At 75.6% G+C, this 25,080-nt stretch carries 21 protein-coding genes, 1 pseudogene and 1 riboswitch; of the genes and pseudogenes, 12 read left to right on the forward strand and 10 right to left on the reverse strand.

Annotated features, from left to right (window positions below; translation table 11 throughout):
• The first annotated feature begins 767 nt into the window (after positions 1 to 767).
• Together ACYU8I_RS16400 and ACYU8I_RS16405 are read left to right on the forward strand one after the other, a co-directional pair.
• A complete protein-coding gene (locus ACYU8I_RS16400; RefSeq protein ID WP_460842876.1) occupies positions 768 to 2,252 on the forward strand; it encodes a protein adenylyltransferase SelO in 1,485 nt (494 codons plus the stop codon).
• 120 nt (positions 2,253 to 2,372) lie between these two features.
• The gene (locus ACYU8I_RS16405) at positions 2,373 to 3,926 is read left to right on the forward strand and encodes an ATP-binding protein (RefSeq protein WP_460842879.1); all 1,554 of its coding nucleotides are present in this window, start codon (positions 2,373 to 2,375) and stop codon (positions 3,924 to 3,926) included.
• 53 nt (positions 3,927 to 3,979) lie between these two features.
• Here the strand turns inward: ACYU8I_RS16405 and ACYU8I_RS16410 are convergent, their stop codons facing one another.
• A complete protein-coding gene (locus tag ACYU8I_RS16410; RefSeq protein WP_460842881.1) occupies positions 3,980 to 4,573 on the reverse strand; it encodes a DUF998 domain-containing protein in 594 nt (197 codons plus the stop codon).
• Between the two features lie 20 nt (positions 4,574 to 4,593).
• Positions 4,594 to 4,798: riboswitch (cobalamin riboswitch) on the forward strand.
• 21 nt (positions 4,799 to 4,819) lie between these two features.
• On the opposite strand from ACYU8I_RS16410, the gene ACYU8I_RS16415 reads away from it, so the two are divergent.
• The 9 genes from ACYU8I_RS16415 to ACYU8I_RS16455 all read left to right on the forward strand — a co-directional run bounded on the left by ACYU8I_RS16415 (position 4,820) and on the right by ACYU8I_RS16455 (position 14,948).
• The gene (locus tag ACYU8I_RS16415; protein ID WP_460842883.1) at positions 4,820 to 5,572 is read left to right on the forward strand and encodes a (2Fe-2S) ferredoxin domain-containing protein; all 753 of its coding nucleotides are present in this window, start codon (positions 4,820 to 4,822) and stop codon (positions 5,570 to 5,572) included.
• Positions 5,569 to 9,189 (forward strand): cobaltochelatase subunit CobN, encoded by a 3,621-nt coding sequence (locus ACYU8I_RS16420; RefSeq protein WP_460842885.1) that lies wholly within the window; start codon positions 5,569 to 5,571, stop codon positions 9,187 to 9,189. Before ACYU8I_RS16415 ends, ACYU8I_RS16420 begins: the two co-directional genes overlap by 4 nt.
• A gap of 126 nt (positions 9,190 to 9,315) precedes the next feature.
• Positions 9,316 to 10,062, forward strand: a complete 747-nt coding sequence (gene cobF / locus ACYU8I_RS16425) for a precorrin-6A synthase (deacetylating) (protein ID WP_460842887.1) — start codon at positions 9,316 to 9,318, stop codon at positions 10,060 to 10,062.
• A complete protein-coding gene (locus ACYU8I_RS16430; protein ID WP_460842889.1) occupies positions 10,059 to 10,409 on the forward strand; it encodes a hypothetical protein in 351 nt (116 codons plus the stop codon). Before cobF ends, ACYU8I_RS16430 begins: the two co-directional genes overlap by 4 nt.
• Positions 10,406 to 10,927 (forward strand): 2'-5' RNA ligase family protein, encoded by a 522-nt coding sequence (locus ACYU8I_RS16435; protein ID WP_460842893.1) that lies wholly within the window; start codon positions 10,406 to 10,408, stop codon positions 10,925 to 10,927. Before ACYU8I_RS16430 ends, ACYU8I_RS16435 begins: the two co-directional genes overlap by 4 nt.
• A complete protein-coding gene (locus ACYU8I_RS16440) occupies positions 10,924 to 12,300 on the forward strand; it encodes a cobyric acid synthase (protein WP_460842895.1) in 1,377 nt (458 codons plus the stop codon). Before ACYU8I_RS16435 ends, ACYU8I_RS16440 begins: the two co-directional genes overlap by 4 nt.
• Positions 12,301 to 13,174: 874 nt before the next feature.
• A complete protein-coding gene (locus ACYU8I_RS16445; protein ID WP_460842897.1) occupies positions 13,175 to 13,888 on the forward strand; it encodes a cobalt-precorrin-6A reductase in 714 nt (237 codons plus the stop codon).
• A complete protein-coding gene (locus ACYU8I_RS16450) occupies positions 13,885 to 14,409 on the forward strand; it encodes a bifunctional adenosylcobinamide kinase/adenosylcobinamide-phosphate guanylyltransferase (protein WP_460842899.1) in 525 nt (174 codons plus the stop codon). The genes ACYU8I_RS16445 and ACYU8I_RS16450 overlap by 4 nt, the downstream gene beginning before the upstream one ends.
• 149 nt (positions 14,410 to 14,558) lie before the next feature.
• Positions 14,559 to 14,948, forward strand: coding sequence for a hypothetical protein (locus ACYU8I_RS16455; protein WP_460842901.1), 390 nt, complete (start codon positions 14,559 to 14,561; stop codon positions 14,946 to 14,948).
• 189 nt (positions 14,949 to 15,137) lie between these two features.
• Here ACYU8I_RS16455 and ACYU8I_RS16460 read toward each other — a convergent pair whose 3' ends face one another.
• From ACYU8I_RS16460 to ACYU8I_RS16480, 5 genes are all read right to left on the reverse strand, one after another.
• Positions 15,138 to 16,127 carry a cobalamin biosynthesis protein gene (locus ACYU8I_RS16460; RefSeq protein ID WP_460842903.1) on the reverse strand — a complete coding sequence of 330 codons (990 nt, stop codon included), beginning with the start codon at positions 16,125 to 16,127 and terminating at the stop codon, positions 15,138 to 15,140.
• Positions 16,124 to 16,879: an adenosylcobinamide-GDP ribazoletransferase gene (locus ACYU8I_RS16465; protein ID WP_460842905.1), complete on the reverse strand. Its 756-nt coding sequence runs from the start codon at positions 16,877 to 16,879 to the stop codon at positions 16,124 to 16,126. The genes ACYU8I_RS16460 and ACYU8I_RS16465 overlap by 4 nt, the downstream gene beginning before the upstream one ends.
• Positions 16,872 to 17,882 carry a nicotinate-nucleotide--dimethylbenzimidazole phosphoribosyltransferase gene (cobT, locus tag ACYU8I_RS16470; RefSeq protein WP_460842907.1) on the reverse strand — a complete coding sequence of 337 codons (1,011 nt, stop codon included), beginning with the start codon at positions 17,880 to 17,882 and terminating at the stop codon, positions 16,872 to 16,874. The genes ACYU8I_RS16465 and cobT overlap by 8 nt, the downstream gene beginning before the upstream one ends.
• Before the next feature lie 260 nt (positions 17,883 to 18,142).
• On the reverse strand, positions 18,143 to 18,556 hold the full coding sequence (locus ACYU8I_RS16475) for a YybH family protein (RefSeq protein WP_460842910.1): 414 nt from the start codon (positions 18,554 to 18,556) through the stop codon (positions 18,143 to 18,145).
• Between the two features lie 68 nt (positions 18,557 to 18,624).
• Entirely contained in the window at positions 18,625 to 18,966 is a 342-nt protein-coding gene (locus ACYU8I_RS16480; RefSeq protein ID WP_460842912.1) for a DUF2200 domain-containing protein, read from the reverse strand.
• 138 nt (positions 18,967 to 19,104) lie between these two features.
• On the opposite strand from ACYU8I_RS16480, the gene ACYU8I_RS16485 reads away from it, so the two are divergent.
• Positions 19,105 to 19,485 (forward strand): hypothetical protein, encoded by a 381-nt coding sequence (locus ACYU8I_RS16485; RefSeq protein WP_460842914.1) that lies wholly within the window; start codon positions 19,105 to 19,107, stop codon positions 19,483 to 19,485.
• Here the strand turns inward: ACYU8I_RS16485 and ACYU8I_RS16490 are convergent.
• The 4 genes and pseudogenes from ACYU8I_RS16490 to ACYU8I_RS16505 form a co-directional block, all read right to left on the reverse strand.
• A pseudogene (locus tag ACYU8I_RS16490) lies at positions 19,439 to 21,818 on the reverse strand (cobyrinate a,c-diamide synthase). The gene ACYU8I_RS16485 and the pseudogene ACYU8I_RS16490 overlap by 47 nt on opposite strands.
• Positions 21,815 to 22,429, reverse strand: a complete 615-nt coding sequence (gene cobO / locus ACYU8I_RS16495; protein WP_460842916.1) for a cob(I)yrinic acid a,c-diamide adenosyltransferase — start codon at positions 22,427 to 22,429, stop codon at positions 21,815 to 21,817. The pseudogene ACYU8I_RS16490 and the gene cobO overlap by 4 nt, the downstream one beginning before the upstream one ends.
• Entirely contained in the window at positions 22,429 to 23,097 is a 669-nt protein-coding gene (bluB, locus tag ACYU8I_RS16500; RefSeq protein ID WP_460842919.1) for a 5,6-dimethylbenzimidazole synthase, read from the reverse strand. The genes cobO and bluB overlap by 1 nt, the downstream gene beginning before the upstream one ends.
• Complete coding sequence (locus ACYU8I_RS16505) at positions 23,094 to 25,070, reverse strand: VWA domain-containing protein (protein WP_460842921.1); 1,977 nt, start codon at positions 25,068 to 25,070, stop codon at positions 23,094 to 23,096. Before ACYU8I_RS16505 ends, bluB begins: the two co-directional genes overlap by 4 nt.
• Between the last annotated feature and the right edge of the window lie 10 nt (positions 25,071 to 25,080).

The raw sequence follows: 25,080 nt of genomic DNA on the forward strand, positions 1-25,080 counted from the left end.
GAGATCCGCCGCTGCCTCAAGCGGTACCTCGCCCGAGACCTCTACCGCCTCCTCGAAACACCACCAACGGCAACTTGACGCAACATAGGAGCGTCCCGGTGACGAGCGCGAGGGGGCCGTCGAGGTCGTTGCGACGCAGCCTCGTCAGGGGCGGTGGGATCGGGTGGGCGGTCGGGTGCGGGGGTCTCGCGGCTCCTCGCTGGCGCTCGTCGCACCTCGACCAGCGAGGAGCGCGTGGGCCCGTCAGGGCGGCTGCGCGACCTCCCCACCCCTGCGGCTGCGCAACCCCTTCCGAGTTCAGGGCGGTCGAGGTGCGAGGAGCCCCTGGGCGACGAGCCTCGAGACCCGGTGACGAGCGCGAGGGGGCCGTCGAGGTCGTTGCGACGCAGCCTCGTCAGGGGCGGTGGGATCGGGTGGGCGGTCGGGTGCGGGGCTTGCGGCTCCTCGCTGGCGCTCGTCGCACCTCGACCAGCGAGGAGCGCGTGGGCCCGTCAGGGCGGCTGCGTGACCTCCCCACCCCTGCGGCTGCGCAACCCCTTCCGAGTTCAGGGCGGTCGAGGTGCGAGGAGCCCCTGGGCGACGAGCCTCGAGACCCGGTGACGAGAGCGGGGCCCCGGGTGGTCGAGGTGCGAGGAGCCCCTGGGCGACGAGCCGCGAGACCCGGTGAGCGGTCGGGTGCAGGTCTTGGGGTTCCTCGCCGGCACTCGTCGCACCTCGACCTGCGACGGGCCGGAGCACGCCGACCGGCGGCGGCCTAGCCTGGAGGGGTGACTGCGCAGACGAGTGCCGGACCGGCGGTGAGCCTGTCCCACGCCTACGCCGACGCGCTGCCCGAGCTGGTGGTGGCGTGGGAGGCGGAGGAGTCGCCGCAGCCCCGGCTGGTGCTGCTCAACGAGCCGCTCGCGGGCGAGCTCGGCCTGGACGTCGACTGGCTGCGGAGCGAGGAGGGGGTGCGGTTCCTGGTGGGCCGTGCCGTGCCCGAGAGGGCACGTCCCGTGGCGCAGGTCTACGCCGGCCACCAGTTCGGCGGCTACTCGCCCCGCCTCGGCGACGGGCGGGCACTGCTGCTGGGCGAGCTGACGACGCCGGCCGGCGAGCTGCGCGACCTGCACCTCAAGGGCTCCGGCCGCACCCCGTTCGCGCGCGGTGGCGACGGGCTGGCGGTGCTCGCCCCCATGCTGCGCGAGTACGTCGTCAGCGAGGCGATGCACGCGCTCGGCATCCCCACCACGCGGTCGCTGGCGGTCGTCGCGACCGGGCGCGGCGTACGGCGCGAGGCAGCGGTGCTGCCGGGAGCGGTCAACGTGCGCGTGGCGGCGAGCCACCTGCGGGTCGGCACCTTCCAGTTCACCCGCACGCTCGACGACCCGGGTCTCCTGCAGCGGCTGCTCGACGTCGCGGTGCGACGTCACCACCCGGCGGCCGCGGAGGCCGACGTACCGGCCCTGGCGCTGCTCGACGCGGTGGTCGACGCGCAGGCGTCGCTGGTGGCGCGCTGGATGGGGGTGGGGTTCGTCCACGGCGTGCTCAACACCGACAACGTCACGATCTCGGGGGAGAGCATCGACTTCGGTCCGTGCGCGTTCCTCGACGCCGCCGACCCGGCGACGGTCTTCAGCTCGATCGACCACGCCGGCCGTTACGCCTCCGGCAACCAGCCGGCCGTGACGGCGTGGAACCTCGCCCGCCTCGCCGAGGCGCTGCTGCCGCTGATCGACGACGACCAGGAGCGCGCGGTGGCGCTCGCGACGGCGTCGGTGCAGCGCTTCCCCGAGGCGTACGCCGCCGCCTGGACCGCCGAGCTGCGTCGCAAGCTCGGGCTGCGTCCCGAGTCCGAGGGTGGCCCGACCGACGACGTGGTGCGTCCGCTCGGCGAGGAGGTCGCGGAGCTGATGCGGTCGACCCCCGTCGACCACACCGGCTTCTGGCGCGACCTGGCGCACGCGGCGCGCGGTGACCTGGCTCCGGCACGCGACCGGGTGCTCGACCTCGCCGGCTTCGACGCCTGGGCGGAGCGGTGGCGCGCGCTGGGGCCCGACCCCGCCCTGATGGACCGCAGCAACCCGGTCCACGTGCCGCGCAACCACCTCGTCGAGGAGGCGCTCGACGCTGCGACCGCAGGCGACCTGGCACCGCTCCAGGCGCTGCTGCACGCGGTGCACCACGCCTTCGACGAGGCCGACGTCGACGTCCGGTACCGCGAGCCGGCGCCCGCAGGCAGCGAGGGCTACGTCACCTACTGCGGCACCTGACGAAAGCGGCATCTTCCCTGCCACATCTTCCGTGACCTGCGTCACGTCTCCTATGCTGCAGTGCGCCCCGTGACCGCAGCGGTCCGTCAGGCGACGTCCGCGAGCCCGGTGGGGGGTGCCATGGACGACACCGGCCTCGACGCCCGGCACCCCGGGCTGGTCGCACTGCCGTCGGGCTCCTTCGACCACTACGCGCGACTGGCGCAACGCCTGCTCCGAGCGCCCGTGGCCCTCGTGTCCCTCGTGGGCGGCGGGGAGCAGGTGATGCCGGGGGCCGCCGGCCTGACCGGCGACACCGAGGCGACCCGCCGGATCCCCTCCGCCTACTCGCTGTGCCGGCACGTCGTCGCCGGCTCTCGGCCCCTGGTCGTCGGCGACGCCCGCGGCGACGCCCGGTGGGCCGACGAGCCGGCCGTGACGGAGCTCGGCGTGGTGGCGTACGCCGGCCACCCGCTGGAGGCCGACGACGGTCAGGTGGTGGGATCGCTGTGCGCGGTCGACACCCAGGCGCGGGAGTGGAGCGCCGACGACCTCGAGGTCCTCGGCGACCTCGCCCAGGCGTGCTCCGCCGAGCTGCGCCACCGCGAGCAGCAGGCCGCGGCGTCCTACGACCTGATGAGGGCCCTGCTCGACGAGACCGGTGCGCTGGTGGCGGTGTACGACGCCCGCACCCACGAGCTGCTGCTGGCCAACGACATGGCGCGCCGAGGCGCCGCCGTGGTCGGCATGGAGATCGATCGGGCGCCGTGGGCCGCCGCGCACGTCCGCCAGGCCGACAACCGCACCCCGGTGCCGCCCGAGGAGCAGGTGGTGTCGCGGGCGCTGGCGGGGGTGGAGGTCGAGCCGGAGGTGCACTGGTACGGCCGGACCGGGGCCGAGCGTGCCGTCTCGATCGGGTCGCGGCTGCTGCGCCACGGCGACGGGAGCCCGTGGGCCGTGGTGGTGAACGCGCACGACGTCACCGACCTGGTGCGCGCGCTGCAGGTGAAGGAGTCCTTCGTGTCGTCGGTCTCGCACGAGCTGCGGACCCCGTTGGCGGCGGTCATCGGGTACGCCGAGGTCCTGGACGACGAGCTGTCGGGTCTGGGTGCTGACGCCTCGGCCGCCCGGCACGCCCTCGGCGTGATCCACCGGCGGGCCGCCGACCTCCAGCACCGCATCGCGGACCTGCTCGACATGACCGACCTGCGGCGCCGGTTGGAGCTCGCCAGCACCGACCTGTCGGCGCTGGCCGCGCGCGTGGTGTCGGGCTTCGAGGTGCTCGCCGCCGACGCGGGCCACCGGGTCGAGATCGATGCCGGCGAGCCGCAGCGCGCCGTCGTCGACGAGCACCGCGTCACCCAGGTCCTCGACAACCTGCTCTCCAACGCCGTCAAGCACGCCGGCCCCGGCGGTCGGGTGCAGGTGCGGGTCGACGGCACCGCGTCGGACGTGGTGGTCACGGTCGCCGACGACGGCGTCGGGATGACGGCGGGAGAGGCGGAGCAGGCGTTCGACCGGTTCTGGCGGGGGCGCACGGCCCACGACGCCGCGGTGCCCGGCATCGGCGTCGGGCTCAGCCTGGTGCGCGACATCGTCACGGCCCACCACGGCGAGGTGACGCTACAGAGCGCCCCCGGGGCGGGAACCCGCGTCATCGTGCGGCTCCCGCGCAGCCCGGCCGCCGTGACCTGACCCCTGCGGTCCGCCGTGGGCCGGCCCCTCGAGACGGTCGTCGAGCGACCTCCTCAGGGAGCTGCCAGGCGGGTGGGCAGGCCGCGGTGGAGCACGCTGAGGCCGAGGGCCGCGAGGGCGATCACGGCGGGGTAGGCGCCGAGGCGCTCGGCGACCCCGAACGGCACCCCGAGCGGGGCCACCACCGCGAGCGAGCCCAGCAGCCCGACGACCCCGGCGGCCACGAGGCCGGCCCGCGACGTCCCGGCGAGGCGGAGGCCCAGGAGCAGCACCGCGAGGTTCTGCGCCGGGAACAGCGGGGTCGCGACCAGCAGGTGCAGCGGCCGGTCGACGTCGAGCGGCACGAGCCCGACCGCGGCCGTCGAGAGCCCGGCCAGGACGAGCAGCACCGCCGCAGCGGCGTACCGACGCACCAGCACGCCGACGGCGACCATCGCCGCCCCACCGACGAGCAGCCCGACGCTGAAGACCGGCCACCAGGGCGAGCAGAGGGCGGCGTCGCAGCGGACGACGCCGAGGTCGGAGATGGCGTCGCGGGTCCAGGAGTACGGCGTCGTGACCGCCGCCGCGACCACGGGCTGCACCGCCAGCGACGTCACGGTGAGCAGCAGCGCGACCCCCAGCAACCGCTCGCGCGTGCGCGTCACCGAGGTGTCCTCCGCGGGTGTTAGGTTCCTGGTGCCGTGGTGCACGGGAAGCCGGTCAGAGTCCGGCGCGGCCCTCGCCACTGTAGCCGTCGAGCGCGGCGACCCCCGCTGTCCGGGAGACCGGGCAGTGCCACGCAAGTGGGGCCACTGGGTGCCAGCCCGGGAAGGTCGGTCGCCGGGTGGTGACACGGAAGCCAGGAGACCGGCCACGGCGACCCCACCCGGGGTGAAGACATCCACGAGGGCTTGGAGCAGGTATTGGACGGGGCGACCCGTGACGGGCGGCGGTTGCTGCTCGTCGGGATGTCGGCGCGCGAGGCGGCCGACGACACGACGCTGCGTGCGCTCGCCGCGCCGTACGACGCCCACGTCGCGCACCTGCAGGTCGGCGACCCCTCGCTGCGCAGGGTGCTCGACCGCCTGGCCGACGACTCCGACGACCCGGTCGACGTCGTCGGGGTCTCGCAGGCGCGCCTCGCGCCCGGGGCGAGCTGGCTGCGACGCGTGGCCGGCCACTGGTGGCGCGAGCGCGAGGGTCGACGGCCCGAGGTCGCCGTCGCGCCCGCACTCGTCGAGGACGCCGACGTGCTCCGCGCGATCGTCTCGAGTCCTCCTGGCGCCGCCGGGGCACTGCTCCGCCCGCTCGACGGCCGCGAGGCGCCGATGGTCTCGGCCGCCTGGGAGGACGTGCCGACCCATGCCCACCAGGTGCTGCTCTGCCGCGGCCCGCGCTGCACCGCGAGGGGCGCCGAGACCGTCGCCGAGGCGCTCGTGCTCGAGCTGGTGCGGCTCGGGCAGGGCGACGACGACGTGCTGCTCACCCACACCGCCTGCCTGTTCCCCTGCAACCACGCCCCCGTGGTCGCGGTGCAGCCCGACGACACCTGGTATGGCGCCGTGACCCCCGACGCCGTACGACGCATCGCCACCGAGCACCTGGTCGGGCACCGACCGCCCACCGACCTCCAGCTGCCCCGCCACCGGAAGGCCCTCACGTGAAGATCGCGCTGCTCTCCACCTCCGACACCGACCTGCTCTCCGCGCGGGCCTCGGGAGCCGACTACGTCTGGGCCAACCCCGGTCGCCCCGGCCACCAGTCGATGGCGGCCACGATCGAGGACTGCGACCTCGTGGTCGGCCGCGTCCTCGGTGGCGCGGAGGACCTCTGCTCCGGCTTCGCCCGCATCAAGGCGACCGGGATGCCGATGGTCGTCCTCGGCGGCGAGCAGCAGCCGAGCGCCGAGCTGATGGAGCTCTCCAGCGTGCCGATCGGGGTCGCTGCCGAGGCCCACCGCTACCTGGCCGAGGGCGGCCCCGCCAACCTCGCCCAGCTGCACGCCTTCCTCTCCGACACCGTGCTGCTGACCGGCGAGGGCTTCGAGGCGCCCGTCGCCGTGCCGCAGTGGGGGATGCACGAGCCGGCGGTGGTCGCGTCCTCGTCGGTCGAGCCTGTCGAGACCACGGCCATGCCGCGCGTCGGCGTCCTCTACTACCGGGCCCACGAGGCGTCGGGCAACAGCGCGTTCGCCCACGACCTGGCCCGGGCGGTGACGGCGACGGGCGAGGCGGTCGGCGTACCGGTCTTCGCGGGCTCGCTGCGCTCGGCCCCCGACGAGCTCTTCGACGCCTTCCGCACGCTCGACGCGCTCGTCGTGACGGTGCTGGCGGCGGGCGGCAGCACGCCGGCCGGGGTGAGCGCCGGCGGCGACGACGACGCGTGGGACGTCGAGCGCATCGCCGCCCTCGACATCCCCGTCCTGCAGGCGCTCTCGCTGACCAGCAGCCGCGCGGAGTGGGAGGCCAACGACGACGGCGTGACGCCGCTCGACTCGGCCACCCAGATCGCGATCCCGGAGTTCGACGGCCGCATCATCACCGCGCCGTTCTCGTTCAAGGAGGTCGACGAGGACGGCCTGCCGCGCTACGTCGCCGACCCCGAGCGCTGCGACCGCGTCGCGCGCATCGCCGTCAACCACGCCCGGTTGCGCCACATCGCCCCGGCTGACCGCAAGGTCGCGCTGATGCTGTCGGCGTACCCCACCAAGCACTCGCGGGTCGGCAACGCCGTCGGCCTCGACACCCCGGCGAGCACCATCCGGCTGCTGCGGAAGATGCGCGACGCCGGTTACGACCTCGGCGGTCCCGGCGCCATCCCCGGCCTCGACCTCGACGACGAGACCGAAGCCGGCAACACCCTCATCCACGCCCTGATCGACGCGGGCGGCCAGGACGAGGAGTGGCTGACCAACGCCCAGCTCACCGACGCCCACGTGCGCATCACGGGCGAGCAGTACGCCGCGTGGACCGCCGACCTGCCCGCCGACCTCCGCGGCGACATCGAGGAGGCGTGGGGCCCGGCGCCCGGCACGCTCTTCGTCAACGACGCGGGCGAGATCGTGCTCGCCACCATCCAGGCCGGCAACGTCGTGCTGCTGATCCAGCCGCCGCGGGGCTTCGGCGAGAACCCCGTCGCGATCTACCACGACCCCGACCTCGCGGTCACCCACCACTACCTCGCGGCGTACCGCTGGTTGCGTGCCCCGGAGGCCGACGGCGGCTTCGGCGCCCACGCCGTGGTGCACCTGGGCAAGCACGGCTCGATGGAGTGGCTGCCGGGCAAGAACGCCGCGCTGTCGGCCAGCTGCGCCACCGACCAGACCATCGCCGACCTGCCGCTGGTCTACCCGTTCCTCGTCAACGACCCGGGGGAGGGCGCGCAGGCCAAGCGCCGCGCCCACGCCACCATCGTCGACCACCTGATCCCGCCGATGGCGCGCGCCGAGACCTACGGCGACATCGCGCGGCTCGAGCAGCTGCTCGACGAGCACGCCAACATCGCCTCGATGGACCCGGCCAAGCTGCCGGCCATCCGCGGCGAGATCTGGCAGCTCATGCACGCCGCCGAGATGCACCGCGACCTCGGGCTCGACGAGCAGCCCGACGACGACGACTTCGACGACTTCATCATGCACGTCGACGGGTGGCTCTGCGAGATCAAGGACGCCCAGATCCGCGACGGCCTGCACGTGCTCGGCGGCGCGCCGACCGGCGAGGCGCGGGTCAACCTGGTGCTCGCGATCCTGCGCGCACAGCAGGTCTGGGGCGGCCAGCAGCACGCCGTGCCGGGGCTCCGCACGGCGCTCGGGCTCAAGGAGGGTGCCGAGCAGCTCGGCGCCATCGACGAGATCGAGGCGCAGGCCACGTCGCTCGTCGAGCGGATGGAGGCGGCCGACTGGTCGGTCGACGCCGTCCCCGGCCTGCACGACGACCCCGTCGTGCAGCAGGTGCTGCGCTTCGCCGCGACCGAGGTCGTGCCCCGCCTCGCCGGCACCGACCGCGAGCTCGACATGGTGCTGCACGCCCTCGGGGGTGGCTTCGTGCCGGCCGGCCCGTCGGGCTCGCCGCTGCGCGGCCTGGTCAACGTGCTGCCGACCGGCCGCAACTTCTACACCGTCGACCCCCGCGCCGTTCCGTCCCGACTGGCCTGGCAGACGGGCCAGGCGATGGCGGAGTCGCTGGTCGCCAAGTACGTCGACGAGACCGGCGACTACCCGTCGTCCGTCGGCCTGTCGGTGTGGGGCACCAGCGCGATGCGCACCAGCGGTGACGACGTCGCCGAGGTGCTCGCGCTGCTCGGCGTGCGCCCCGAGTGGGACGAGGCCTCGCGCCGCATCCACGAGGTCAAGGTCGTGCCGCTCGACGAGCTCGGCCGCCCGCGCATCGACGTCACCGTGCGCATCTCCGGCTTCTTCCGCGACGCGTTCCCGCACGTCGTGGCGATGCTCGACGACGCCGTGCGCATGGTGGCCTCCCTCGAGGAGCCGCTCGACCAGAACTACGTCCGGGCCCACGCCCAGGCCGACCTCGCCGAGCACGGCGACGAGCGGCGTGCGACCACGCGCGTCTTCGGCAGCAAGCCGGGCTCCTACGGCGCCGGCATCCTGCAGGTCGTCGAGTCCGGCACCTGGCGCGACGACCAGGACCTCGCCGAGGTCTACACGCAGTGGGGTGGCTTCGCCTACGGCCGCGACCTCGACGGCCGTCCGGCCGCCGACGACATGCGCGCCAACTACCGGCGCATCAAGGTGGCCGCGAAGAACGTCGACACCCGCGAGCACGACATCGCCGACTCCGACGACTACTTCCAGTACCACGGCGGCATGGTCGCCACGGTGCGCGCGCTCACCGGCAGCTCGCCCCAGGCGTACGTCGGCGACTCGACCTCGCCCGACGCCGTGCGCACCCGCACCCTGCAGGAAGAGACCAACCGCGTCTTCCGCTCCCGCGTGGTCAACCCGCGCTGGATCGGCGCCATGCAGCGCCACGGCTACAAGGGCGCCTTCGAGCTCGCGGCGACCGTCGACTACCTCTTCGGGTTCGACGCCACCGCGGGCGTGGTGCACGACTGGATGTACGCCTCGCTCGCGCAGGAGTACGTGCTCGACGAGACCAACCAGCAGTTCATGAAGGACGCCAACCCCTGGGCCCTCCGCGGGATCGTCGAGAAGCTCCACGAGGCCGTCGAGCGCGGCCTGTGGGAGTCGCCCGACCCCGACCTGCTCGCCCAGATGCAGGCCGTCTACCTGGAGCTCGAGGGTGACCTCGAGGACCGCTGAGGTGCGCCATCGCTGGTCGAGGTGCGAGTGGCGCCAGGCCCGAGCCTCGAGACCCGGTGAGGTGCGCGCCGTCGTCGGGTGCGGGGGTCTCGAGGTCCTCGCCCGGGACCTCCGGTCGGACGCGGCATGACCCGCACCATCCACGTCGTCGGCGTGGGGATGGGGCCGCAGCACGTGACACCCGAGGCGGCGGCGGCGCTGCGCGGGGCGGCGTACGTCGTCGCGGCGCGCAAGCGTGACGACGACCCGCTGCTGGCCGTACGACGCGACCTCGCCGCCGCGCACGGGCTCGAGGTCGTCGAGGTCGACGACCCGCCGCGCGACCGGTCCGACCACCGCGACACCGCGGGCTACGACGGTGCCGTGCTCGACTGGCACGACGCCCGCGCCCGCGCCTGGGCCGCGGCCGTCGCGGGGCGCGAGGGCGACCCGGCGTTCCTGGTGTGGGGCGACCCCGCGCTCTACGACTCGACGATCCGCGTCGTCGACCGGATCGCCGCAGACCTCGACGCGACGGTGCGGGTCGTCGCGGGCATCAGCGCACCCCAGCTGCTGGCCGCGCGCCACGGCGTCGTGCTGCACGAGGTCGGCCGACCGGTGCACTTGACGACCCAGCGACGCCAGGCCGACGCGGTCGCCGAGGGCCAGCGCAACCTGGTCGTCATGCTCACCAGCGGTGTCCACCTCGACGGCCTCGACGACTGGACCATCTGGTGGGGCGCCAACCTCGGTGCGACCGGCGAGCGGCTGGTCACCGGCCGGGTCGGCGACGTGCGCGACCAGCTCGATGAGGCGCGCGCCGGGGCCGAGGCCGAGGCCGGCTGGGTGATGGACCTCTACCTGCTGCGACGACACGAGGGGGCTCCCGCGTGACGCTGCCCGAGCGCGACGTGCTGGTCTGCCGCGACTGCTGCTGCGGCACGACGAAGAAGCACCCCCGCACCGACCACGACGCCCAGCGCGAGGCGCTGCTCGCCTGCGGCGACGTCGACGGCGTCCGCGTGCGCGTCGTGGAGTGCCTCGACGAGTGCGACCGCAGCAACGTGGTGCTGGTGCGCGACTTCTCGCGTGGCCGTCGCCCGACCGACACCTGGCTCGGCGGGGTCCTCGCCGAGGGCACCACCGACGAGCTGGTCGGCTGGATCACCGAGGGCGGGCCGCTGCCCCGCTCGCTCGAGCCGCACCGGATGAGGCGCACCCGAGGCGGGCGGCTCGCGTGAGCGGGCAGTCGACGCTCGCGATCGGGGTCCCGGGGCTCGACGACCACGTCCGCGCGCTGACCTCCGCGTCCTTCCGCGACGCGGGCCCTGGCTTCCACCACGCCCACGTCACCCTGCTCGACCCGTGGCGCGAGCACCCCGCCGACACCGATCTCGCGGCGGTCGCCCGCGTCGTCGCCCAGCACGACCCGTTCGAGGCGGTGCTCCAGGAGGTGACGGTGTTCCCCGGCGGCACGGTCGGGCTGGTCGCGGAGCCGAGCGCCGCGTTCATGGCGCTCACGGTCGCCCTGGTCGCGGCGTTCCCCGACCTGGCGCCGTACGAGGGCGCCTTCGACGACCCCGTGCCGCACCTGTCGCTCGGCACGCAGGGCGAGGACGTCGACGCCGACGAGCAGCGCGAGCAGCTCGCCGGCCTGCTGCCGCTGCGGCTGCGGGTCGAGCACGTCGACCTGCAGTGGTGGGAGGCCGACGGGTGCCGGCTGCTGCACCGCTGGCCGCTCGGGGGCGGTGAGTCGTGAGCGGGCTGCTGGTCGCCGGCACCACCTCCGACGCCGGCAAGAGCGTGGTCACCACCGGCCTGTGCCGGGCGCTGGCCCGACGCGGGGTGCGCGTCGCGCCGTACAAGGCGCAGAACATGTCCAACAACTCCATGGTCACCCGCGACGGTGACGAGATCGGCCGCGCCCAGTGGGTGCAGGCGCTGGCGGCGCGCGCCGAGCCCGAGACCGCGATGAACCCGGTGCTGCTCAAGCCCGGCAGCGACCACCGCAGCCACGTGGTGCTGATGGGGCGGCCCGGCGGATCGGTGAGCGCCACCGACTTCGCCACCGGCCGGCGCCACCTCGCCGAGGCCGCGTGGGCGGCGTACGACGACCTCGCCTCGCGCTTCGACGTGGTCGTCGCCGAGGGCGCGGGGAGCCCCGCCGAGATCAACCTGCGCAACAGCGACTACGTCAACATGGGTCTCGCCCAGCACGCGCAGCTGCCGACCGTGGTGGTCGGCGACATCGACCGCGGCGGGGTCTTCGCGGCGTTCCACGGCACCCTGATGCTGCTCGACGAGGCCGACCAGCGGCTGGTCGCGGGCTGGGTGGTCAACAAGTTCCGCGGCGACCGCGGGCTGCTGCAGCCGGGCCTCGACGAGATCGCCGCCCGCACCGGGCGGCCCGTGTGGGGCGTGCTGCCGTGGCGGCCCGACCTGTGGCTCGACAGCGAGGACGCGCTCGACCTCGAGGGTCGCCGGGCGCGGTCCGGGCGGGTGCGGGTCGCGGTGGTGCGGCTGCCGCGGATCTCCAACTTCACCGACGTCGACGCGCTGGGGCTCGAGCCCGCGCTCGACGTCTACTTCGCCTCCACTCCTCGTGCGCTGGCCGACGCCGACCTCGTGGTGCTGCCCGGCACCCGGGCGACCATCAGCGACCTCGCGTGGCTGCGCGAGCGCGGGCTCGACGAGGTCGTCGTCGCCCACGCCCGCGCCGGGCGGCCGGTGCTGGGCATCTGCGGCGGCTGCCAGATGCTCGGTGGCACCGTCGCCGACCCCCACGGCATCGAGGGCCCGCCGACCACGGTCGAGGGCCTCGGCCTGCTCGACCTGCACACCGAGTTCACCCCTGACAAGGTGCTGCGGCTGCACGAGCCTGCGGGCTACGAGATCCACCACGGGCGCGTCACCGGGGCGCGGGAGGCGGGGCCGGTCACCGGCACGATGGTCCACGGCGCGCTCGAGGACGACGCCCACCGCGATGCCTACCTGCGCCGCGCCCTCGGCGTCGCCTCCGAGGCCTCCTTCCCTGCCGCGCGCGAGGCCCGCCTCGAGCTGCTCGGCGACCTCGTCGAGGAGCACCTCGACGTCGACGGCTTGCTGTCGCTGGCCCGGGAAGGCGTGCGGTGATCGCCGTGCAGGTCTTCCGCGTCACGACCCGCTCCCGGAGGAGGCTCGCGAGGGGCCGCCCTTCGTGGCTCGCTGCGCTCGCACCTCAGGGAGCGGGTGGGCTCGCTGCGCTCGCACCTCAGGGAGCGGGGGTGGAGTGCCGGTCCCCGAGGAGGCCCGCGAGGGACGAGCGGGGTGTCACGAGGGGGCGCCCTTCGTGGCTCGCTGCGCTCGCACCTCAGGGAGCGGGTGGGCTCGCTGCGCTCGCACCTCAGGGGGCGGGGGTGGAGCGCCGGTCCCCGAGGAGGCCCGCGAGGGACGAGCGGGGTGTCACGAGGGGGCGCCCTTCGTGGCTCGCTTCGCTCGCACCTCAGGGAGCGGTGGGGCTCGCTGCGCTCGCACCTCAGGGGGCGGGTGGGCTCGCTGCGCTGGCACCTCAGGGGGCGGGGGTGGAGCGCCGGTCCCCGAGGAGGCCCGCGAGGGACGAGCGGGGTGTCACGAGGGGGCGCCCTTCGTGGCTCGCTGCGCTCGCACCTCAGGGAGCGGGTGGGCTGGCTGCGCTCGCACCTCAGGGAGCGGGTGGGTTCGCTGCGCTCGCACCTCAGGGAGCGGTGGGGCTCGCTGCGCTCGCACCTCAGGGAGCGGGGATGGAGCGCCGGTCCCCGAGGAGGCCCGCGAGGGACGAGCGGGGCGTCACGAGGGGGCGCCCTTCGTGGCTCGCTGCGCTCGCACCTCAGGGAGCGGTGGGGCTCGCTGCGCTCGCACCTCAGGGAGCGGGTGGGCTCGCTGCGCTCGCACCTCAGGGAGCGGTGGGGCTCGCTGCGCTCGCACCTCAGGGCGCGGGTGGGCTCGCTGCGCCCGCACCTCGGGCAGCGGGGGTGGTCCGCTCGTGAGGGTGCTGGTGCTGGGGGGCACGGGGGAGGCGAGGGCGCTGGCGCGAGTCCTGGCCGACAAGGGTGTCGAGGTGGTGACGTCGCTGGCGGGGCGGGTGAAGGACCCGGCGCTGCCGGTGGGCGAGGTGCGGATCGGGGGGTTCGGCGGGGTCGAGGGGCTGGCGCGCGAGGCGGCGGCGCACGACCTCGTGGTCGACGCGACCCACCCGTTCGCCGCGACCATCTCCGACCACGCCGCCAGGGCGGTGCCGCGCGACCGACTGCTCCGGCTGCAGCGACCCGGTTGGGAGCCGGTCGGCGACTGGCGCCCGGTGGCCGACCACGCCGCGGCGGCCCGGCTCGCAGCCGACCTGGGGGAGCGGCCGTTCCTCACCATCGGCCGGCAGTCGCTCTGCGACTTCATAGGCCCGCTCGCCGAGACCGCTGCGCTCGTGCGGGTCGTCGACCCGCCGGAGCACCCGCTCCCGCCGCCGTGGACGCTGCTGCGCGACCGGGGGCCGTACGACGTGGCCGGCGAGCGGTCGCTGATGCAGCGCCACGGCGTCGACGTGCTCGTGACCAAGGACTCCGGCGGAGCGCTGACCCGGGCCAAGCTCGAGGCCGCGGCCGGGCTCGGCCTGCCCGTCGTCGTGGTGGCCCGCCCCACCGCCCCGGAGGGCACCACCACGGTGGCGACCGTCGCCGAGGCGGCCGCGTGGGTCAGGATGCAGCGGTGAAGGTCCTCGTCACCGGCGGCGTGCGCTCCGGCAAGTCGCGTCACGCCGAGACCCTCCTGGGCGAGCAGCCCGCGACGTACGTCGCCCCGGGTCCGACCACCGCCGAGGACCCCGACCCCGACTGGGCCGAGCGCGTCGCGGCCCACCGCGAGCGTCGCCCCGCCGCCTGGACGACGCTCGAGAGCCGCGACCTCGCCGCTGCGCTGTCGACGCCCGGGCCGGTGATCGTCGACTGCCTCGGCACCTGGCTCTCGGCGGTCGTCGACGCGGCCGCGCTGTGGGAGGCTCCGTCGGAGCAGGTGCACGCCCACGTCGGAGCCCTGCTCGACGACGCCGTCGGGGCCCTCGACGCGGCGACCGGCCCGGTCGTCCTGGTGACCAACGAGGTCGGTCTGGGCGTGGTGCCGTCGCACCGCTCCGGTCGGCTCTTCCGCGACCTGCTCGGCACCGTCAACCAGCGCGTGGCCACCGCGTGCGACGAGGTGCACCTCGTCGTGGCCGGACGGGTGCTGCGTCTCTAGCGCCTGCCGACCCGGCAACGGCGGCTGAGCGGTGTCCCGGGTCGCGCCCGGGCGCGACGGGGTGGGCGACCTCACGCGCGCGCCGCGTGGCGAGGGCGCGCGCGGTCGGTAGGTTCGCCACGTCCGTCCGCCCGACCCAGGAGCCCGTCGTGAGCACCCCCGTCACCACCGCGTCCACCACCAACGTCCCCCGCACCACCGTGATCGTGGGCGCGGTCCTCGTCGTCGTGGGCGTGCTCGGCTACCTGCTGTCCGACTCCCGCAGCCTGACCGCCTTCATCCCCTCGGTGCTCGGCGTTGTCCTGGTGGTGTGCGGCATCGTCGGCGCCCGCAAGCCCAAGATCGGCATCCACGCCGCCCTCGTGGTGGCCCTGGTCGGCGTCCTCGGCACCATCCCCAACGTGCTCGGCCTGGGTGAGCTGTTCTCCGGCGACAGCGACCGGCCGCTCGCCGTCGTCAGCGGCACCGTCACCTTCGTGCTGCTCGTCGCCTACCTCGTGATCGGCATCCGCTCCTTCGTCGCCGCCCGTCGGGCCTGACGCAGAACCCGTACGCCGCCCGGCACCACGGTCCCGTGCGTCGGGAACGCCGACCTCGTGCTGCGACGCCGGCGGAGACCCTCAGCAGCTGCCGGCCGGGTGAGGCCGACGACGCGCGCCCCGGTGCGAGCCTGCGGACGCGGCTGCCGACCGGGCCCCTGGACAGTGGTCGGGCGCCGCGGGGAGCCCTCAGTCCGGGCGGGCGGCGCCGCGTCGCGTGCCGCGACCGCACCTGACGCCTGCCGCCAGTGCGGCCACGAGCACCGCGCCCGCGTCGGGGCGGCGGGCGAGCGCGGTGGCACGGCGTACGTCGGGCACGCGGGGCGGGCGTCCGTCGCCGAGCCGGTGGCGCTCCTCGACCCGGTCGCCGTAGGTGTTGCGGCCCCCGAGCCGCACCCCGAGCGCGCCGGCGAACGCCGCCTCGACCGGTCCGGCGTTGGGGGAGGGGTGGCCCGGGGCGTCGCGGCGCCAGGCGTGCCAGGCGGCGCGTGGGTCGCGCCCGAGCACGACCGCGAGCAGCGCGCTCAGCCGCGACCCGGGCAGGGCGAGCAGGTCGTCGAGGCGCGCGGCGGCCCAGCCGAAGTCGGCGTACCGCTCGCTGCGGTGGCCGACCATCGCGTCGAGCGTGTTGGCGGCACGGTGCCCGACCAGGCCGGGCACCCCGAGCACGGCGCCGAGCACGAGCGGGGCGACGACGGCGTCGGAGGTGTTCTCGGCGACGGACTCGACGACGGCCCGGGCGACCTCGTCGGCGTCGAGCCGACTCGGGTCGCGGCCGACGAGGTGCGTCAGTCGCTGCCGGGCGGCGGCGAGGTCGTCGCCCTCGAGCAGCTCCGCCACCGCATGGGCCTCCCGCTCCAGCGAGGTGCCGCCGAGCACCGCCCAGGTCGCGGCGGCCGTGACGACGAGGTGGGCCGCCGGCTGGCGCGCGGCCGCACGCTCGGCGAGCACCCCGGCCGCGGTCGTGCCGCCGACGAGCACCGCCACGTGGAGCACGCCGCGGCGGCGGAGCGTGGCCGCGGGTGGCGGCGTGCGGTGGCGACCGGGCGGGTGCAGCCGCCGCTCGAGCGCGAGGGCGACCCGCCCGAAGCCGGCCACCGGGTGCCAGCGGGCGGGGTCGCCCAGGAGCCGGTCGAGCCCGGCCCCGAGGAGCAGCCCGAGCGCGCGGGAGCGGCTCATGCGAGCCCGACCAGGAGAGCGGCCAGGCACAGCTCGATGCTCGCGCCGTAGACGTCGCCGTTGGTGCCGCCGATGCGGGCCACGGCGCGGCGTACGAGCAGCAGCACGACCAGCGCTCCGAGAGCGGCCGCGAGCAGGCCGCGCCACCAGTCGCCGCCGTCCCAGGTCACGAGCCGGGTGAGCACGAGCGCGACGACGAGCCAGCCGGCGACGGCGAGGCCGGTCGGCACCGTGCCGGCGTACGTCGACCCCAGGCCGCCGTCCTGTGCGGCCGGGACTCCCTCGCGGCAGGCCAGCCACAACGCGAAGCGCGACAGGCACACCACCACGCCGGCCGTCACCACGCCGCGCCAGGTGCCGACCAGCGTGGAGAGGGAGGCCGCCTGCACGCCGAGCACCAGCACCACGGCGGCGCCGCCGGCGGGGCCCGAGGTGGCGGTGTGCATGGCGGCGAGCGCGCGGTCGCGGTCGAGCGAGGCGGTCAGCCCGTCGGCGGTGTCGGAGAGCCCGTCGAGGTGGAAGGCGCGGGTGCCGAGCGCGAGCACGGCGACGGCCAGCAGGCCGACCACCAGCGGCGCGAGGCCGAGGGCGAGGCCGACGAGACCGACCACGACCACCCCGACCCCGAGCGGCGCGACGGCCAGCGGTGCCAGCAGCATGGCGTCGCGGGCCACCTCGCGGTCGACGCGCGAGGGCATGCCGACGCGGACGGCCGTCAGCATGCCCAGCGCCAGGCGCCAGCCGTCACGCATCCGGTGGCAGGAGCTCCGCGAGGAGGGCGACCTCGGTGAGCAGCGCCGCGGCGGCGCGCACCAGCGGCACGGCCGCGACCGCCCCGCTGCCCTCGCCCAGCCTGAGGTCGAGGTCGAGCAGCGGCACCAGGCCGAGCTTGTCGAGAGCCAGCGACTGGGCGGGCTCGGTGGACCGGTGGCCTGCCGCGCACCACGCGGCCACGCCCGGCTCGATCCGGTCGGCGGTGAGCGCGCAGGCGACGGCCATGAGCCCGTCGAGCAGGACGGGCACGCCGAGCCGTGCCGCGGTCAGCAGGTAGCCGGTGGCCGCGGCCAGGTCGGCGCTGCCCAGCGCGGTGAGGGTCTCGACGGGGTCGGCGACCCGGTCGCCGGCCCGACGCAGCGCGGCGTCGACCACCTCGGTCTTGCGGGCGAGGCCGGCGTCGTCGACGCCGGTGCCGCGACCGACCACCTCGCTGGCCGGGAGACCGAGGCCGGCGGCGACCAGGGCGGCGGCGGGCGTGGTGTTGCCGATGCCCATGTCACCGGACAGCAGCAGGTCTGCGCCGGCGGCGACCTCCTCCTCGGCGACCTGGCGGCCGACGTCGACGGCGCGGCGGGTCTCGTCGGGGGTGAGCGCGTCCTCGAGGTGGATGGCGCCGGACCCGCGGCGCACCTTCAGCGGCCCGGCGGCGTCGCTGTCGACGGCCACGTCGACCACGCGCACGGTGACGTCGTGGGCACGGGCCAGCGCGTTGACCCCGGCGCGTCCGGCCAGGAACGTGCCGACCATGGCCTGGGTGATGGCCGGGGGGTAGGCGCTGACGCCGTGCGCGGCGACGCCGTGGTCGCCGGCGAAGATCGCCAGCCGCACCCGACGAGGCGCGACCGGCGGCACCTGTCCCTGGCACGCAGCCAGCCAGGTGGCGAGGTCTCCGAGCCGGCCGAGCGCCCCGGCCGGCACGGCGAGCCCGGCGAGGCGCTCGGAGGCGGCGCGGGCCACCTCGCCGTCGGGCGCCCTCACAGGCTGGTGCCCGGCCGGCGCCGGGCGGCGAACGACGACGACATGGTGCCTCCTCAGGGATGCAGCGTCCCTGCTCGTGGGGGTGGGGGTGCGGGCCGTCGTGTCTGACTCCGCCGACCACCCCGGTCCCGAGGAGGCGGCGTCACAGTGGCGCGACCGTGCCGGACCCACCGGCTTGCGCGGCCTGCGCTCCGCACCCTAGGGCACCGGTGTCGTCACGTCTGCACCGATCGCGCCGGTGGGCCGGGCAGTCGTCCGGATCACGAGCCGTGGGTGAAGGAGTGGTGCTCGTGCCGCACCACCCACCGGCCCTCCCGGCGACGCAGCCCGAGCGTCAGCCGCAGGCGGCGGTCGGGCTGCTGCCGGTGCTCCTCCGCCGTGCCGCAGCGCAGCAGCGCCCACGCCACGGCGACGTCCTGGCCCGCGTCGACGTGCAGCTCCTCGACCTCGAAGTCGGCTCCCGAGGCCTGCCAGGCGAAGAACGGCGGCCACGTCTCGGCGTACGCCGCCAGTCCGCGCACGCCGCGCTCCGGCGGCGGCACGTCGAACATCACCAGGTCGTCGGCGTGGTCGGCCAGCACGCGCTCCAGGTCGCCCTCGTGCACGGCCGCGGCCCACGCCAGCACGAGCGGGCGCACCTCGTCCTCGCTCGTGTCGTCGCTCGTCCCGCTCATGGTCATCGCCTCCCGACGCGTCGGATCCGTCGTGGGTGACGACCCGTGGGGTGAGGCCGGCTCATCGCTCAGGCGCGGAGCACTGTGTCGAGCGCCTTGCCGCGGGCGAGCTCGTCGACGAGCTTGTCGAGGTAGCGGATCCGGCGCATCAGGGGGTCCTCGACCTCCTCGACGCGGACGCCGCACACGACCCCGGTGATGCGGTCGGCGGCGGGGTTCAGCTCGGCCTGCTCGAAGAAGTCGGCGAACGTCGTCCCCGCGTCCAGGTGGGCCGCCAGCGCCGCCTCGTCGAAGCCGGTGAGCCAGGTGACGACGGTGTGGAGCTCGGCCGTGGTCCGGCCCTTGCGCTCCACCTTGGTCACGTAGTGCGGGTAGACCGCCGCGACGGGCGTGGTGAAGATCCGGTGCACCTGCGCAGGGTAGGCCTGACGGCGGATCGGTGCGCGTGGCGCACGGTGCCGTCCACGGCTGCACCGGCGACGTGCTGCGGCCGCGACCTGAGTAGCAGGGCGCATGTGCGGGGCCGGCCGGACGACCACGCTGGGGGCATGCGCCTGACCGGGTCCGTCGCCGTCGCCCTGCTGGGCCCCGTGGTCGCCTGGGTGGTGTGGGTGCTGCCGTTCGGGGGCCAACCGCCCGACGCCTGGCCGGTGGCGTGGTTCGTCACCGTCGCGGTCGGCGCGCTCCTCGCCGGGTGGCTGGCGCCGTCGGGGGGCTGGTCGCTCGCGGCGGTGTCGGTCGTCGCCGTGCTCGCCACGCTGGCGGTGCTCTGGGCCTGGTGGTCGGCGACCGACGACTCGGGGCTGTTCGTGATCGGGTTCGCCGTCGCGCTGCCGCTGGTGGTCGTCGGCGGCCCGGCACTGGTTGCGGCCGGCCGGGGACTCAGGACCGCGCTGCTCCAGCGAGCAGCGGCAGCACCCGGTCGGTGACCTCGGGGGGCCGTACGGCGAGCCGGACCCAGCTGCCGTCGAGCCCGGGGAAGGTGTCGCAGCGGCGTACGGCGACGCCGGCGGCGCGCAGCCGCGCGTGGACGCCCTCGCCGGGCCGGGCGAGCACGAACGCGGTGCTCGAGGCGACGTGGTGGACCCCGAGGGCGCTCAGCCCGGCCTCGAGGTGGGCACGCCAGCCGGCGAGCAGCTCGGCGCGCCGTACGGACTCGGCGCGGGCGACCTCGGTGGCGCAGGCGGTCATGGCGGCGGCCGCCGGCGTCGAGACCGACCACGGCGTGCGGGCGGCCCGCAGCGGGGCGACGTCGTCGGGGTGGCCGAGCAGGTAGCCCGCCCGGACGCCCGGGATCGACCACTGCTTGGTCAGGCTGCGCACCACGACCAGGCCGCGGGCGCTCTCATCGGCCACGGACGCGGGCTCGCCGGGGACGGCGTCCATGAAGGCCTCGTCGACGACGACGGTGCGGCCGGGCCTGGTCAGGGCGCGCACGGCGTCGGCCGGGTGGAGCACGCCGGTGGGGTTGGTCGGGTTGCCGAGCACCACGAGGTCGGCCCCCTCGGGCACGTCGGGCGGCGCCGGCAGGTCGAACGGCGCTGGCGCCACGACGGTGTCGACGTCGTGGCCGGCGGCGAGCAGCGCGGCGTGGGGCTCGGTGAACTGCGGGTGCACGACGACCGGGTGCCGCCACGGCCGCCTGGCGAGGAGGGTGAAGGCCTCGGCGGCACCGGCGGTGGCGACGCAGTCGGTGGCGTCGCGGCGGTGGTACGCCGCCAGGGCGGCCTCCGCCTGCGACGGGTCGGGGTAGCGGCCCACCTCGTCGAGACTGGCCCGCAGCGCGTCGTCGAGCCAGGCGGGCCGCGGGCCGGGGAAGACGTTGACCGCGAGGTCGACCAGTCCGGGGGTGGCCTCGACGTCGCCGTGGTGGGAGAGGTCAGGCGTGCTCATGGACGGCCTGGGCGAAGCGGGCTGCGAGCCGGGGGTGGCCGGCCCAGTGCGTGTGCAGGTACGACGCGTGCAGCGTCGGCCCGGCGAACCCCTCGGCCACCCCGTCGACCACCCAGGCGGGGGTCGGGCCGTGCCCGGGATCGGTGCGGGTGCGGTGGAACTCGTGCCCGGTCACGCGCTCGCCGGCCCGGGTCAGCAGGGTGTCGGCCGGCGCGACGGCCTCCGGGTAGCGCAGCGTCAGCCGCTCGTGCATCGCCGCGGCGGCCGGAACGGCACCCACCATCGGCGCCCCGTCGAGGGTGTCGGCGAGGTAGAGCAGGCCCGCGCACTCCGCGACCGTGGGCACCCCGTCGCGCACCGCCTCGGCGAGCTCGCGCCGGAGCGGCTCGTTGCCGGTCAGCTCGGCGGCGTGCACCTCGGGGAACCCGCCGCCGAGGTAGACGCCCCGGGTGCCGGCCGGCAGGCCCACGTCGCCCATCGGGTCGAACGCCACCGGCTCGCACCCCGCGGCGCGCAGCAGCTCCTCGGTCTCGGCGTACCGGAACGTGAAGGCCCGCCCGCCTGCGACCGCGACCACGGGCCGGGTTTCCGACCGATCCGCTCCTGCGAGGTCGGCGTGTCGGGGGCTTTTCGTTCGAAAAGCACCGCCGAGGGCCGCCCCCGGATCCCACGGCTCGCCGTCGAGGGCGGGGGCGGAGCGGGCGAGGTCGAGCAGGGCGTCGAGGTCGACGTGGGCCTCGACCTGCTCGGCGAGCCGGTCGAGGGCGTCGGCGGCCAGCCCGCGCTCGGCGGCGGGCACGAGGCCGAGGTGGCGGGAGGGGGCGGTCACCTCGGCGTCGCGGGGCAGCGCCCCGAGCACGGGCAGCCGCATCGCGCGGCGTACCTCCTCCGCCATGCGGGGTGACGACACCTGGTTGAGCACGACCCCGACGACGTCGACGGTCGGGTCGTACGTCGCCATGCCGTGCACCACCGCGCCGAGCGAGCGGGACGCGCGCGAGACGTCGACGACGAGCACCACGGGGGAGCGGGTCAGCGTCGCCACGTGGGCGGTGGAGGAGAAGCCGTCGGTGCCGACCCTGCCGTCGAAGAGCCCCATCACGCCCTCGACGACCGCGACGTCGGCGCCCCGGGAGCCGTGGAGCAGCAGCGGGCCCATGGCGTCGGGACCGCACAGGTGCGGGTCGAGGTTGCGGCCGGGGCGGCCCGAGGCGAGGGCGTGGTAGCCGGGGTCGATGTAGTCGGGGCCGACCTTGTGGCCCGAGACCGCGAGCCCGCGCCGCGCCAGCGCCGCGATGACGCCCGTGGTCACGGTCGTCTTGCCGGACCCGGTGGCGGGGGCGGCGACGACGAGGCGCGGGAGGGTCACCACTCGATCCCCTGCTGTCCCTTCTGGCCGCGGTCCATCTGGTGCTTGACCTTGCCCATGTCGGTGACGGTGTCGGCGACCTCGACGAGCCTCGGGTTCGCGCGGCGTCCGGTGATGACGACGAACTGCCGCCCAGGACGGTCGCGCAGCGTCTCGACGACGTCGTCGACGTCGACCCAGCCCCACTCCATCGGGTAGGTGAACTCGTCGAGGACGTAGAGGTCGTGCCGCTGCTCGGCGATGCGGCGCTTCACCTCGGCCCAGCCCTCGGCGGCGTCGCGCGCGTGGTCCTCCGCGGAGCCCTCCTTGCGCGACCACGACCAGCCCGAGCCCATCTTGTGCCACTCGACGGGGCCGCCCTCACCGGTCTCGCGGTGCAGCTCGCCGAGCCGCTCGAGGACGGACTGCTCGCCGATGCGCCACTTGGCCGACTTCACGAACTGGAAGACCCCGACGTCCCAGCCGTGGTTCCACGCCCGGATCGCGAGCCCGAAGGCTGCGGTCGACTTGCCCTTGCCGTCACCGGTGTTCACCATCAGCAGCGGCAGGCGGCGGCGCTGCGCGGTCGTCAGCCCGTCGTCGGGCACCTCCAGCGGCTTGCCCTGCGGCATCAGGCGTCTCCCTTCCAGCGCTCGTCGTGCACGGCGGCCTCCAGCGGGCGGCGCGAGCGCCAGCCGTGGCGCTCGAGGTCGGGCACGTCCTCCAAGTGCGTCACCGGCCCCACGCAGAGCCAGGCCACCGGCACCACGTGCTCGGGGATGCCGAGCAGCTCGCGCAGGAACGGCGGCCGGTAGAACGACACCCACCCGACGCCGAGCCCCTCGACGGTCGCGGCCAGCCAGAGGTTCTGCACCGCCAGGCAGGTGGAGTAGAGCCCGGCGTCGGCGATCGCGTGGCGGCCCAGCACGTGCGGGCCACCACGGGTGGCGTCGTACGTCACGACGACGCCGAGCGCCGCCTCGCGGATGCCCTCGACCTTGATGCGGGCGAAGGTGTCACGACGCTCGGGCGGCAGCTGGTCGCGGAAGACCGCCTGCTCGCCGGCCACGTGCTCGCGGAACGCCTCGCGCGTCACGAGGTCGCGCACCAGCACGAAGTCCCACGGCTGGCTGTTGCCGACGCTGGGGGCGGCGTGGGCGGCGGCGAGGACGCGGCGGAGGGTGGCGTCGTCGAGGGGTACGTCGCTGAACTCGCGGCGCACGTCGCGCCGCCGGCCGATCACCTCGTAGAGCGCGTCGCGCAGCCGCTCCGGTGACGCGAGGGGGGCCGCGGTGCTCACGCGGCCCGCCCCGCGCGGGCGACCTCGGTCAGCCGCTCGGCGGTGACCTCGGCGACCGTCACGTGCTCGGCGCGCAGGTGCTCGGCCAGCACGCCGGCCATGCCGAGCCGCATCGGTCCGGCCTCGCAGTCGACCACGAGACTGGCGATGCCCTGCTCGGCGAGCCACGCCGCGGCGCGGCGGCTGCGTCGCACGGGGTCGGCCCCGGCGGTGGCCCGGCCGTCGGTCACGACGACCAGCAGCGGACGCCGGCGTGGGTCGCGCACCCGCTCCAGGGCGAGCACCCGGCCGGCCTCGAGCAGGCCCTCCGCGAGCGGCGTACGACCACCCGCGGGGAGCTCCTCGAGCCGCCGTGCTGCGACGTCGACCGAGCCGGTGGGGGGCAGGGCGAGGTCGGCGCCGGTGCCGCGGAAGGTCACCAGCCCGACCTTGTCGCGGCGCTGGTAGGCGTCGAGCAGCAGGCTCAGGATCGCCGTCTTGACCTCGCCCATGCGGCGGCGGGCGGCCATCGAGCCGGACGCGTCGACGCAGAAGAGCACCAGGTTGGACTCGCGACCCTCGCGCGTCGCGACCCGCAGGTCGGCGGGCAGGAAGCGCAGCGGTCCGTGGGTGCGGCCGCGGGCGACCTGGTGGGGTGCCGCGGCGCGCACGGTCTCGAGCAGGTGCACGCCGCCGTGGTCGCCCGGTCGGGCGCCGACGCGGCGGCCGGTGTCGGTCATCGCCCGGCTCCGCTTGCCCGCCTCACCGGCCCCGGTGCCCCCGACCTGGAACAGCCGGGCGCGGTACGGCGCCCCCGCCTGGCTGGTGGTCGTGCTGCCGGAGCCCTGGCCGGCCGGCCGGTCCTGCTGCCGGTCCTGTGACTGGTCCTGCTGCTGGGCCGGGACGTCATGCGGCTCGGTCGCTCCGGCGACCGGATCGGATGACGTCCCGGCCTCGGGGCCGCTCTCGCCGTCACTCTGGGCGTCGCCGTCGTCCCCGGGCTCGCCGTCCGGCGACGGCGGCTCGGGGTCGGGCTCCGGGTCGTCGTCGCCCAGCACCTCGTCGAGCAGGTCCTCGTCGAGGCCGGGGGCGTCGAAGGGGTTGCGGCGGCGGCGGTGCGGCAGCGCGAGACGTGCGGCGACGCGGACGTCGGCGAGGGTGACCGTCGTACGCCCCTCCCACGCGGCGTGCGCGACGGCGGCGCGGGCGGTGACGAGGTCGGCGCGGAGGCCGTCGACGTCGAAGGCCGCGCAGGTCTCGGCGATCCTGGTCAGCATGTCGTCGGGCAGCTCGACCTCGCGCACGGCGGCCTGCGCCACGGCCAGGCGGGCGGTCAGCGCCGCCTCGTCGTCGTGCCAGCGCGCGGCGAACCCGGCGGGGTCGGCGTCGTACGCCATGCGGCGGCGCACCACCTCGGTGCGCGCGGCCGGGTCGCGCGGCGCGGCGACCTCGACGGTGAGGCCGAAGCGGTCGAGCAGCTGCGGGCGCAGCTCGCCCTCCTCGGGGTTCATGGTGCCGACGAGCACGAACCTCGCCTCGTGGCTGACCGAGACGCCGTCGCGCTCGACGGTGCAGCGCCCCATGGCGGCGGCGTCGAGCAGCACGTCGACGAGGTGGTCGTGCAGCAGGTTGACCTCGTCGACGTACAGCAGGCCGCGGTGCGCCTTGACCAGCAGGCCGGGCTCGTACTCCGCGGTGCCGTCGGCCAGCGCCTTCTCGAGGTGCAGCGAGCCGAGCACGCGGTCCTCGGTGGCACCGACGGGCAGCTCGACGAGGCGTACGGCGCGCCGCTCGCCGTCCACCTCGATCGGCGGCAGCACGCGCGCCAGGCCGCGCACGATCGTCGACTTGGCGGTGCCCTTCTCGCCGCGCACCAGCACGCCGCCGATCTCGGGCGAGATCGTCGTCAGCACCAGCGCCAACGACATGTCGCCGGGGTCGACCACGGCCGCGAACGGATAGGTCGGAGGTGGGGTCGGATCGGTCTGTGGCACGTGAGGCTCC

This window comes from Nocardioides marmoraquaticus (assembly GCF_054777915.1).

What these genes read in the sequence shown, in the direction of transcription:
- ACYU8I_RS16405 (WP_460842879.1), top strand. Translation starts at nt 2,373, where the DNA reads ATGGACGACACCGGCCTCGACGCCCGGCACCCCGGGCTGGTCGCACTG.
- cobF (WP_460842887.1), top strand. Translation starts at nt 9,316, where the DNA reads ATGACCCGCACCATCCACGTCGTCGGCGTGGGGATGGGGCCGCAGCAC.
- ACYU8I_RS16460 (WP_460842903.1), bottom strand. Translation starts at nt 16,127, where the DNA reads ATGAGCCGCTCCCGCGCGCTCGGGCTGCTCCTCGGGGCCGGGCTCGAC.
- ACYU8I_RS16465 (WP_460842905.1), bottom strand. Translation starts at nt 16,879, where the DNA reads ATGCGTGACGGCTGGCGCCTGGCGCTGGGCATGCTGACGGCCGTCCGC.
- ACYU8I_RS16475 (WP_460842910.1), bottom strand. Translation starts at nt 18,556, where the DNA reads ATGAGCGGGACGAGCGACGACACGAGCGAGGACGAGGTGCGCCCGCTC.
- ACYU8I_RS16485 (WP_460842914.1), top strand. Translation starts at nt 19,105, where the DNA reads ATGCGCCTGACCGGGTCCGTCGCCGTCGCCCTGCTGGGCCCCGTGGTC.
- cobO (WP_460842916.1), bottom strand. Translation starts at nt 22,429, where the DNA reads ATGCCGCAGGGCAAGCCGCTGGAGGTGCCCGACGACGGGCTGACGACC.